Below are 10,862 nucleotides of genomic sequence, written 5' to 3' on the forward strand. Positions count from 1 at the left end.
TTAAAGAAAAGATTTAATAATTAAGTACACACCCATTATCAACATCACCGTACGCAAAAGTGTGACAACCGTTTCAGATTTAATTGAGTGATTGACACGCACACCAATTTGAGCACCAATGTAACTTGAAATAATGAGGACGATAGAATAAGACCACGCAACATGACCTTGTAGGATATGCCCTATGGAACTCATTACACTTGAAAAGAAGATCATCATCATACTCGTACCTACTGCAACATGAGGTGGAAATCTAAAGACAATTAACATAAGTGGCGTCATTAATGCACCACCACCAATACCAAATAAACCAGTTAATATACCGATAAATAGCGTCGCAACAAATGCAAATAAAGGCGGTACACTGTAATGATACGTCTTGCCTTCAGAATCAATATACGTTTTACGATATTTCTCTTTATCAAAGATTTTAAACGGTTTGATTTTATGTCTTACCATTAAAATAATAGAGACAATAATCATGAAAATACCAAAATATAAATTGAATGATTCTAAAGTGAGGTACCTACTTAAAAATGACCCTAGCAACGAACCTGGTAGTAAACCAAATAAAAAAATAGAGCCATTCTTGATATCCACTTGCTTCGTCTTCAAATAACCTAGTGATGAAGATAAACCTGTGACGATTAAAATCACAGATGATGTTCCTATTGCTATTTGCGGTGTTATACCATGTAATACATCGTGCGTTACGCCTAAATAAACCAGTGTAGGAACAATGATAATACCTCCACCAATACCTACTAATGACCCTAAAACGGCAGAGAAAAGACCGATAAGCACTAATAAAATAATTGTCACTAACATTATATTTCGCCTCTTAGAATAATTTTAATTGTTGGGGAGCTAAACCTGTGTATTCAATATCTAAAATATCTTGATATGTTTTAGCATTTTGAGCAGCATGGCCACCTGAATTATTATTGAATACGACATAAACTTTTTTGGCTTTTTGTTCTAAAATCCTAACTTTATTAGCTAAATCGGTAAGCTCTTCCTTATTGTAATTATATAAATATCGCACATCACGCCACTCTTGATCTGTCATATCTTTTTTAGTCCATCCTTGTCTGTTCCTTCCATGATAACGGACGAACGCTGTTTCAGTAGTAATACGGTTAACGAGTGGTACAGATCCTTCTCTTACTTGTGGTTCATCAACAACTGAATGGATTATATGGTGTTCCATTAAAAATGAGAGCGTTTGCTCTTTAAATTGTTCGTTAAACCATGATTGATGACGAAATTCAACACAAATCGGTATATCAGATAATTGTTGACGAACGTATAAGATATACTTGATGTTCTGTGCCGTACAATCAAACCAAGGTGGAAATTGAACTAATACCATAGCTAATTTATGATGGTCAATGAGTGGTTGTAACATACGCTTAAATTGCGCAAATAATTCACTTCTTGTTTCTGCATAATCTTTATAATCTGCATGCAATGTGAGTGCTTGATGAATTTTCACAACAAATTCAAAGCGATCAGGTGTTTCTTTAATCCATTTCATGATATTTCGTTCAGGTTGGATGGCATAATATGATGCATCAAGTTCAACAATAGGAAAGTGACTTGCATACGTTTGTAACTTGTCCGACTGTCGTTCCAAATCTTCATATAACGTATCATGATCGCCCCATCCAGTAAGACCTATATTAATCATTTTTATCACCAGGTATATGATACCATATTCAATTTTAAGATATCACTTGTTCTATCCCATCTTTACATTATCTTATTATTTTTTGAAAATGCAGAACCCTACAGCTCACATCGTTTTTATAAATCCATACTACTGCACAGCCTTCAATAACGCCTCGATTTGTTCGACAAGTTTATCCATGAATTGATCTACATGTTGCGCTGTAGCTAAACGTGGCGATTGACCACTCCACATATGTGTCCATTCACGTTTACCATTGGAAGCCGCAGTCTTTCTAATTGCATTGGTTAATTGATTTTGAACTGGATACGGTGGTAGAACACCTTCATATTGCGACATTTTTTCCACAAATTCATTATGGATGCCACGCGCAAATTTACCACTAAAGACGTCCGTAACTATAGTGTCCGTTTCCTTACTATGTAGGACCGCTTGTTTCACTAAATCATTCGCACCACTTTCCACTGTAGTTAAAAACGCTGTCCCCATCTGAACGCCTTGCGCCCCTAGTACTTGACTCGCTAATACGCCACGACCGTCCATGATACCGCCTGCAGCAACAACTGGTATCGTCACTTGATCAACAATTTGAGGAATTAAACTCATTGTGCCAATTAGTGGTGTTGATTGCTGTTTACTTGGTAAAAATGACCCCCTATGGCCACCTGCTTCACTACCTTGCGCAACCACTATATCCATGCCTGCCTGTTCGTTTTCTATTGCTTCATCAACAGATGTTGCCGTACCTATTAAAGTAACTTGAGCATCTTTCAGTTGTTTAATGATATCTTGTGATGGTATACCAAAGGTAAAGCAACACACTGGTATTTTCTTTTTAATAATCATGTGAATTGCCTGGTTAAATTGTTGTGCTTCTGAGATATTAATGACAGGTTCTTCAAGATTTAAAGCCTTACGGTAAGGTTTTAGCCAAGCATTCATACGCTCAACTTGTTCATTGGTATACGTATGTTGCTCTGGTACAAATAAGTTTACGCCAAATGGTTGCGTTGTTAACGATCGAACTTGTTCTATTTCTTGTTCTAACTTTTCAGTTGTAAAGTAGCCTGCACCAATACATCCTAATCCACCTTTATTACTAACAGATGCCACAAGTTCTGGTGTTGTACTACCGGCCATACCTGCTTGAATAATGGGATATTGAATATTTAAAGATTGCGTTAGTCGATTGTTATACCACATTTAAAATCACCTTTTCTTTATTTTATGGTAATTACTATGCTTTTTTCACTTAAATAATTATTCAAAGTATTCCCTACTCCCATTTTCAGTAAACTTTGCTTGATACTTATCTAATTATTATTTTTTAAATAGAAATCAAAAACAAAAATTGCCATAAGCACAAAATCATTGGTCGAAATACTAGACCAGGAAATTTACCTCTTTTATTCCATAACACTACGTCAATAATGAAATAAATAACAATTAAAAAGGCCGAGATTAAAAACATAAAGCCTCCAAACCCTAACAAATTATCAGTAGTTTTGGTCAATTCTTGCGACATCATCCATTCCTTATTATGTATAAATCTTACTTTAGCTGAGTAAGCAACTATTAGAAAAGCGGCTCCAATTGAACCTGACCATGCAATTATATTAGACGATTGCAATTCGTCTTTCATTTCTTTCATTTCTTGCTTAGTAACTTTGTTAGTTTTACCGTGACCAGTTTTCACAAATACTAATTTTGTTTTGAATGGCCGTTTTACCAAATAATGACTTGATAAATAACACATCAATAAAAAAGGAAGAAGTGTTACAACAAAAACCAAGTTGTAAGTATGAATATCTTCCCCAGTAAAATGTATTAACAATTCAAGTAATGATGAATAAATTAAAAATATTCCTAAATACCAAATCTTCTTTTTCTTTTGAATCTGCCTTAGACTGATCATTGCTATAAAGATTAAACCAATTGAACCTAAAAATATAGCAAGATATTCAATAATGATAATCAAAGAATACCAATTCGCATAAAAGTCAAACATTGTAGAATCCTCTCAAAACATGTATTTTGTTAAATCAATTACTTTTTTAATATTATATATAAATATATCATCATAATAATAAACAATTAATATAAGTAAGTGTTAACTATTTTGAGATATAAAAAAGCACCAAAGCATTCACTTAGTTAGAACACTTTGGTACTTATGATTGTTATTAAGAAAAAGTTGGTAATATAGGTTAAATTAACCGATACTACCTTCCATTTCGAATTTAATTAAACGGTTCATTTCTACTGCATATTCCATTGGTAATTCTTTAGTGAATGGTTCAATGAAGCCCATAACGATCATTTCTGTCGCTTCTTCTTCAGAAATACCGCGGCTCATTAAGTAGAATAATTGTTCTTCTGATACTTTAGAAACTTTCGCTTCGTGTTCTAATGAAATATTGTCATTAAATACTTCATTGTATGGAATTGTATCTGAAGTAGATTCGTTATCTAAAATTAACGTGTCACATTCAATGTTAGAACGTGCACCTTTCGCTTTACGTCCGAAGTGAACGATACCACGATAGATTACTTTACCACCATTTTTAGAAATTGATTTAGATACGATTGTTGAAGATGTGTTAGGTGCTTTGTGAATCATTTTAGCACCAGCATCTTGTACTTGACCTTTACCAGCAAAGGCGATAGATAATGTACTACCTTTCGCACCTTCACCTAAAAGAACACAGTTAGGATATTTCATCGTTAACTTAGAACCTAAGTTACCGTCAACCCATTCCATGTTACCATTCTCATGCACAAATGTACGTTTAGTAACTAAGTTATATACGTTGTTTGCCCAGTTTTGAATTGTTGTGTAACGTACGTGTGCATCTTTGTGAACGATGATTTCTACTACTGCTGAGTGTAGTGAACTTGTAGTATAAACTGGTGCAGTACAACCTTCAACGTAGTTCACTGATGCACCTTCATCAGCAATAATTAATGTACGCTCGAATTGACCCATGTTCTCTGAGTTAATTCGGAAGTATGCTTGTAATGGTGTATCTAATTTAACATTCTTAGGTACATAGATGAATGAACCACCTGACCATACAGCTGAGTTTAATGCTGCGAATTTGTTATCAGCTGCTGGAATAACAGAAGCAAAGTATTCTTTGAATAGTTCTTCGTTTTCACGTAAAGCACTATCTGTATCTTTAAAGATGATACCTTTTTCTTCTAATTCTTTTTCCATGTTGTGATATACAACTTCTGATTCATATTGTGCAGAAACACCTGCTAAATATTTTTGTTCAGCTTCTGGAATACCTAATTTATCAAATGTACGTTTAATTTCTTCAGGTACTTCGTCCCATGAACGTTCTGTATGCTCTGAAGGTTTGACGTAGTATGTGATGTCATCAAAGTTTAATTCTGATAAATCGCCACCCCATTGAGGCATTGGCATTTTATAGAATAATTTTAAAGCTTTTAATCTGAAGTCAAGCATCCATTCAGGCTCTTCCTTCATTTTTGAAATTTCTCTAACGATATTTTCAGTTAAACCACGTTCTGATCTGAAAATGGAAACATCCTCATCGTGGAAACCATATTTGTAATCTCCAACATCAGGTGCTTTTTTAGCCATTTCAATCACTCCTTAAATATATTTAAAACGACGTGCGCGAGATTTTTAATATTTATTATTGTCTATTGTCATTGTAACAATATGCAACCTTCATAAAAAGTCAAACGTGTAAAAAGTTAAGGTAAAGCTTTAAATAAGATAATAAAGTCTTACACAAAACTGGCCGATTATTCTTCAGTCGAACCTTCTGCTTTACCTTCTTTTTCAACTGTTCCTTTTTCAAGTGCTTTCCAGGCTAATGTTGCACACTTGATGCGAGCTGGGAATTGAGATACACCTTGAAGTGCTTCAATGTCTCCCATATCTTCAGTGATTTCATAATCTTCACCAAGCATCATCTTAGTAAATTCTTGACTCATTTGCATCGCTTCACCTAGTGAATGACCTTTCACCGCTTCAGTCATCATAGATGCACTAGACATTGAAATAGAACAACCTTCTCCTTCGAATTTAGCATCGTTAATGATGCCATTTTCAATATCAAACGTTAATCTAATGCGGTCACCACAAGTAGGATTGTTCATGTCTACAGTCATTGAGCCATTATCTAAAACGCCTTTATTTCTAGGATTCTTATAATGATCCATAATTACAGATCGATAAAGTTGATCTAAATTATTAAAATTCATAAGAGAAAAACTCCTTCGTTTGTTTCAATGCTTCAACAAGTTGGTCTACATCTTCTTTAGTATTGTAAACATAGAAGCTTGCACGCGCAGTAGATGATACGTTCAACCATTTCATTAATGGTTGTGCACAATGGTGTCCAGCTCTTACAGCGACACCTTCAGTATCTACTGCAGTAGCAACATCGTGTGGATGAATATCAGCTAAGTTAAATGTGATAACACCGGCACGACGATCTTTAGGCGGACCGTATATTTCAAGTCCTTCAATCAATGACATTTGTTCATAAGCATATTCTGTTAATGCTTTTTCATGTTCATGAATAGCATCGAAGCCTATATTCTCAATATAGCGAATTGCTTCTCCTAAACCAATAGCTTGAGCAATGATTGGTGTACCTGCTTCAAATTTAGTAGGTAAGTCTGCCCATGTAGCGTCATATTTGCTTACAAAGTCAATCATATCCCCACCAAATTCAATTGGTTCCATGTCTTTTAATAAGTCACGTTTACCGTATAATACACCAATACCAGTAGGACCTAACATTTTATGGCCACTGAAACTGAAGAAATCAGCGTCTAAATCTTGAACGTCTATGTTCATGTGTGGCGCAGATTGTGCACCATCGACACTTATAATCGCACCGTGTTCATGCGCGATTTTAGCGATTTCTTTGACGTCATTAATCGTACCTAGAACATTAGATACATGTGCTATAGCTACGATTTTAGTGTTGTCATTAATTGTTGCCTTAACATCCTCAATATTTAATTCACCCTCTTCTGTCATTGGAATGAATTTTAATGAGGCATTTTTACGTTTAGCTAATTGTTGCCATGGAACAATATTGGCATGATGTTCCATTTCAGTAACAACAATTTCGTCGCCTTCTTCAATATTGGCATCTCCATAACTACGCGCAACAATATTAATTGCGGCAGTTGTTCCTCTTGTAAAGATGACTTCTTCAAAGTATTTAGCGTTAATGAAACGTCTTACAGTTTCACGAGCACCTTCGTATCCATCAGTAGCTAGTGAGCCAAGTGTATGCACACCACGGTGTACATTGGAATTGTATCGTTTATAGTAATCGTCTAATACGTTTAATACTTGAACTGGCGTTTGGCTTGTAGCTGTTGAATCAAGGTACGCTAATCTTTTTCCATTAACTTTTTGATCTAATATTGGAAAATCTTTAATAATTTCCTCAACATTTAATGAAGTTTCGGCCACTTTATTTCACGACCTTTCTTATATTAAAAATCTCTTCGGGATTGATAAGTTTATTTATTAACTTTAAGTTCGATAACTTCTCTTAATTGACGCTTAACATCTTCAATTGGTAATTCACGCACTACAGGGTCTAAGAAACCATGAATCACTAATCGTTCTGCTTCTTTTTGAGAAATACCACGACTCATTAAATAGTAAAGTTGTTCAGGGTCAACACGACCTACTGAAGCTGCGTGTCCTGCTTCTACATCATCTTCATCAATTAATAAGATTGGGTTAGCGTCACCTCTAGCATTCTCAGAAAGCATTAAGACACGTGACTCTTGGTTAGCGATAGATTTCGTACCACCATGTTTAATGTAACCAATACCATTAAATACAGATGATGCATTCTCACGCATTACACCATGTTTTAAGATATAACCGTTCGTTTCTTTACCATATTGAACAATTTTAGACGTTAAGTTGATTTTTTGGTCGCCTGTACCAACAACAACGGATTTAAGTTCACTTGTTGAACGATCACCAATTAAATTAGTTGTATTATCAATGATTTGACTACCTTCATTCATCAAACCTAATGCCCAATTAATTGATGCATCTGCAGCAGTTGTACCACGGCGGATGATGTGACCAGTAAAGCCTTTGTCTAAATAGTCAACTGAACCATACGTAATATTAGAGTTTGCACCTGCAATGACTTCAGAAATGATGTTAAGTTGGTTACCTTCACCACTTGCAGTTGATAAATAGTTCTCAACGTAAGTCACTTCAGCGCTTTCTTCAGTAACTATAATCACATGATTGAAGAAGCTAGCATTTTCATCATCATGTAACACAACATATTGGATAGGATCTTTAACAACGACATTCTTAGGTACATAAACAAACACACCACCATTAATTAAAGCCGTATGCAATGCAGTTAAACGATGTTCATCAACTGTAACTGCATCTGTCATTAAATATTTTTGTACTAAATCTCCATGATTAACTAATGCTTCAGATAAGCCTTCAATAATCACGCCATTATCTTGTGTTTCTTGTGATACTTGCGTATAAGCTAAAGCATTATTATGTTGTACGACTAAATTTTTAGTGTTTTCAACGTCAATAATGTTTTTAATCGCATCTGGAAGCTCTGATAAATCATTAAACGTTTGTCCTTCGACTTTATGTTGTTTAAATGAATCAAAGTCCCATTTTCTTAATTTCGTTTTATCTGGTTTTGGCATTTCTAAAGTTTCTGTTAATTTCAACGCTTTTTGACGTAACTCAGTCATCCAAGAAGGTTCATTGTGCGCTTTAGAATAATCAACAAGTTGTTCTTCAGAAATGTTTAAAGTTTCGGTTGTCATAACTCTCTTTTCCTCCTACTTGATGAAAAATTTTAGCAACTGTAACACAATCGAAATAATAACTTTGTTTATATATTCGATGTTTCAGTCTCACATATTCAATCGTCATTATTAATGCAAGTATTTACATTAATAATCTGCATCTAGTTTCATCATTTAAAAACAAACGACTGCTAGATTATTCTTTAGCACCAAATTCTTCTTTAACCCACTCATAGCCTTCTTCTTCAAGACGTTTAGCTAATTCAGGGCCGCCTGATTTAACTACTTTACCACCGTACATAACATGCACTTTGTCAGGTGTGATGTAGTTTAATAAACGTTGATAGTGTGTAATCATTAATGCACCAAATTCTTCACCGCGCATTTCGTTAATACCTTTAGATACAACTTTCAATGCGTCGATATCTAAACCTGAATCGATTTCATCAAGAATAGCGAATTTAGGTTCTAACATCATTAATTGTAAGATTTCGTTACGTTTTTTCTCACCGCCAGAGAAACCTTCGTTTAAGTAACGTTGAGCCATATCTTTATCAATATCTAAGAAATCCATTTCTTTATCTAATTTCTTGATAAATTGCATTAAGTTAATTTCTTGTCCTTCTTCACGTTTCGCGTTAATCGCTGAACGCATGAAGTCAGCATTCGTTACACCAGTGATTTCTGATGGATATTGCATTGCTAAAAACAGACCAGCTTTAGCTCTTTCATCAACTTCTAATTCTAAAATGTTAACACCGTCAAGTAACACTTCACCTTGTGTTACTTCGTATGATGGATGTCCCATAATCGCTGATGATAACGTTGATTTACCCGTACCATTTGGCCCCATAATTGCATGTATTTCGCCTGTATTAATAGTTAAATTAACACCTTTTAAAATTTCTTTATCTTCAATAGACACATGTAGGTCTTTAATTTCTAATGTTGATGACATTTATATTCCCTCCGTAAATATAAAGTTTTCTTAACTAGTTTATAATAATTTTAATTTGTAGTCAAAAAGACTTTGTGTACTTTAATACACTTCATTATAACGCAAATAGCCCTTAATATAAACTTATTAAAACTCTAAATTATAGTGATTATTTATCTAAAATAATTTTTATCTAAGACTCAATTTTTTCTTGCAACTGATAATCAAAGGCTTACAGTTCTCAATAGAAATAATTCAGACACAAACTCCATTCATTTAGTGCAATATTTATAAAAATTATAATATTACAATCTTAATATTTTATTATTCTTCAAATGTCTGTTATCATGCTATTTAACCTATTTCGAAAGGAGACGTTCATGCAAAATTTTAAGTGGATTAATATATTAAAAGGGTTCGGTATGGGAACAACCGATTTAGTTCCTGGAATTAGTGGAGGTACTATCGCGTTATTATTAGGCATATATGATGGCTTTATTTCTTCAATAAGCGGTATATTTTCCAAGCGATTTTGGCCTAGCTTAAAGTTTTTACTTCCTATATTAATTGGTATGGCTTTAGCAATTGGCATATTAAGTAACTTAATCAATTATTTATTAGAACATCATCAAGTGGTTACCATGTTCTTCTTTACAGGATTAATCATTGGTATTATCCCTTACTTATTAAGAACAGCAAAATTTAATAAAACATTTACAACAAAACACTACGGCATTATGTTAGTAGGTATCATTATTTTAGTAGTGATAACATTAATGAATTCTGGTAATCAAAGCGCTGATACATCACTAGATTTATCATTTGGTCTTATTATTAAATATTTCTTAGCTGGTGCATGTGCTTCAAGTGCAATGTTATTACCTGGTATTTCTGGATCATTCATGCTACTTGTATTTGGTACTTATGGAACAATTATGTTAGCCATTGCTGATTTAGTTAAATTAAACTTCGATGGCCTTCCAATATTAATAGTTGTAGGTTTAGGTGTATTAGCAGGATTCTTATTATCTAGTCGTATTATTAAATACTTCTTGCATCATCACTTCTATACCACATTCGCATTAATAACTGGATTCGTTATTGGTTCCGTCTATGCCGTTTTCCCAGGTCTTCCTCAAACTGGTGTTGAGTGGACACTTTCAATCATCACATTAATCGTCGGTTTTGCCGGCAGTTATTGGCTCGGTCAAATTACAGATGAAAATGTGTAATCAATAGTATTAAAAGATAAGGGAGTGGGGCAGAATTCTTTTTAAATTCGTTGTCCCACTCCCAACTTGCTTTGCTTGTAGAATTTCTTAGTGAAATTCTCTTTGTTGGGGCCCCGACTCCCAGCTTGCTTTGCTTGTAGAATTTCTTAGTGAAATTCTCTTTGTTGGGGCCCCGCCCGCAAGGGTGACTAGA

General features: G+C 34.3%; 10 protein-coding genes. 1 reads left to right on the top strand and 9 read right to left on the bottom strand.

Annotation, left to right across the window (positions count from 1 at the left end; all coding sequences use genetic code 11):
* From KA858_RS00625 to sufC, 9 genes are all read right to left on the bottom strand, one after another.
* Entirely contained in the window at positions 1–828 is an 828-nt protein-coding gene (locus tag KA858_RS00625; protein ID WP_210134747.1) for a sulfite exporter TauE/SafE family protein, read from the bottom strand.
* Between the two features lie 13 nt (positions 829–841).
* Positions 842–1,690: a DUF72 domain-containing protein gene (locus KA858_RS00630; protein WP_053029831.1), complete on the bottom strand. Its 849-nt coding sequence runs from the start codon at positions 1,688–1,690 to the stop codon at positions 842–844.
* 129 nt (positions 1,691–1,819) lie between these two features.
* Positions 1,820–2,893, bottom strand: a complete 1,074-nt coding sequence (locus KA858_RS00635) for an NAD(P)H-dependent flavin oxidoreductase (RefSeq protein ID WP_210134748.1) — start codon at positions 2,891–2,893, stop codon at positions 1,820–1,822.
* Positions 2,894–3,017: 124 nt separating this feature from the next.
* Positions 3,018–3,698 (bottom strand): hypothetical protein, encoded by a 681-nt coding sequence (locus tag KA858_RS00640; RefSeq protein WP_210134749.1) that lies wholly within the window; start codon positions 3,696–3,698, stop codon positions 3,018–3,020.
* A 204-nt stretch (positions 3,699–3,902) separates the two neighbouring features.
* Entirely contained in the window at positions 3,903–5,300 is a 1,398-nt protein-coding gene (gene sufB / locus KA858_RS00645; protein WP_053029835.1) for a Fe-S cluster assembly protein SufB, read from the bottom strand.
* 167 nt (positions 5,301–5,467) lie between these two features.
* Positions 5,468–5,929 carry a Fe-S cluster assembly sulfur transfer protein SufU gene (sufU, locus tag KA858_RS00650; protein ID WP_053029837.1) on the bottom strand — a complete coding sequence of 154 codons (462 nt, stop codon included), beginning with the start codon at positions 5,927–5,929 and terminating at the stop codon, positions 5,468–5,470.
* Complete coding sequence (locus tag KA858_RS00655; RefSeq protein WP_210134750.1) at positions 5,919–7,160, bottom strand: cysteine desulfurase; 1,242 nt, start codon at positions 7,158–7,160, stop codon at positions 5,919–5,921. Before KA858_RS00655 ends, sufU begins: the two co-directional genes overlap by 11 nt.
* Positions 7,161–7,210: 50 nt before the next feature.
* Complete coding sequence (gene sufD / locus KA858_RS00660) at positions 7,211–8,518, bottom strand: Fe-S cluster assembly protein SufD (RefSeq protein WP_070855137.1); 1,308 nt, start codon at positions 8,516–8,518, stop codon at positions 7,211–7,213.
* Between the two features lie 178 nt (positions 8,519–8,696).
* Positions 8,697–9,458, bottom strand: coding sequence for a Fe-S cluster assembly ATPase SufC (sufC, locus tag KA858_RS00665; RefSeq protein WP_011276304.1), 762 nt, complete (start codon positions 9,456–9,458; stop codon positions 8,697–8,699).
* Positions 9,459–9,817: 359 nt separating this feature from the next.
* On the opposite strand from sufC, the gene popT reads away from it, so the two are divergent.
* Positions 9,818–10,669 carry a polyprenyl-phosphate transporter PopT gene (gene popT, locus KA858_RS00670; protein WP_053029843.1) on the top strand — a complete coding sequence of 284 codons (852 nt, stop codon included), beginning with the start codon at positions 9,818–9,820 and terminating at the stop codon, positions 10,667–10,669.
* The last annotated feature ends 193 nt before the right edge of the window (positions 10,670–10,862 follow it).

The organism is Staphylococcus sp. GDX8P80P (assembly GCF_017893095.1).
In the GTDB taxonomy this organism is placed as follows: Bacteria; Bacillota; Bacilli; order Staphylococcales; family Staphylococcaceae; genus Staphylococcus; species Staphylococcus borealis.

What these genes read in the sequence shown, in the direction of transcription:
- KA858_RS00625 (WP_210134747.1), bottom strand. Translation starts at nt 828, where the DNA reads ATGTTAGTGACAATTATTTTATTAGTGCTTATCGGTCTTTTCTCTGCC.
- KA858_RS00630 (WP_053029831.1), bottom strand. Translation starts at nt 1,690, where the DNA reads ATGATTAATATAGGTCTTACTGGATGGGGCGATCATGATACGTTATAT.
- popT (WP_053029843.1), top strand. Translation starts at nt 9,818, where the DNA reads ATGCAAAATTTTAAGTGGATTAATATATTAAAAGGGTTCGGTATGGGA.
- KA858_RS00640 (WP_210134749.1), bottom strand. Translation starts at nt 3,698, where the DNA reads ATGTTTGACTTTTATGCGAATTGGTATTCTTTGATTATCATTATTGAA.
- sufB (WP_053029835.1), bottom strand. Translation starts at nt 5,300, where the DNA reads ATGGCTAAAAAAGCACCTGATGTTGGAGATTACAAATATGGTTTCCAC.
- sufU (WP_053029837.1), bottom strand. Translation starts at nt 5,929, where the DNA reads ATGAATTTTAATAATTTAGATCAACTTTATCGATCTGTAATTATGGAT.
- sufC (WP_011276304.1), bottom strand. Translation starts at nt 9,458, where the DNA reads ATGTCATCAACATTAGAAATTAAAGACCTACATGTGTCTATTGAAGAT.
- KA858_RS00635 (WP_210134748.1), bottom strand. Translation starts at nt 2,893, where the DNA reads ATGTGGTATAACAATCGACTAACGCAATCTTTAAATATTCAATATCCC.
- sufD (WP_070855137.1), bottom strand. Translation starts at nt 8,518, where the DNA reads ATGACAACCGAAACTTTAAACATTTCTGAAGAACAACTTGTTGATTAT.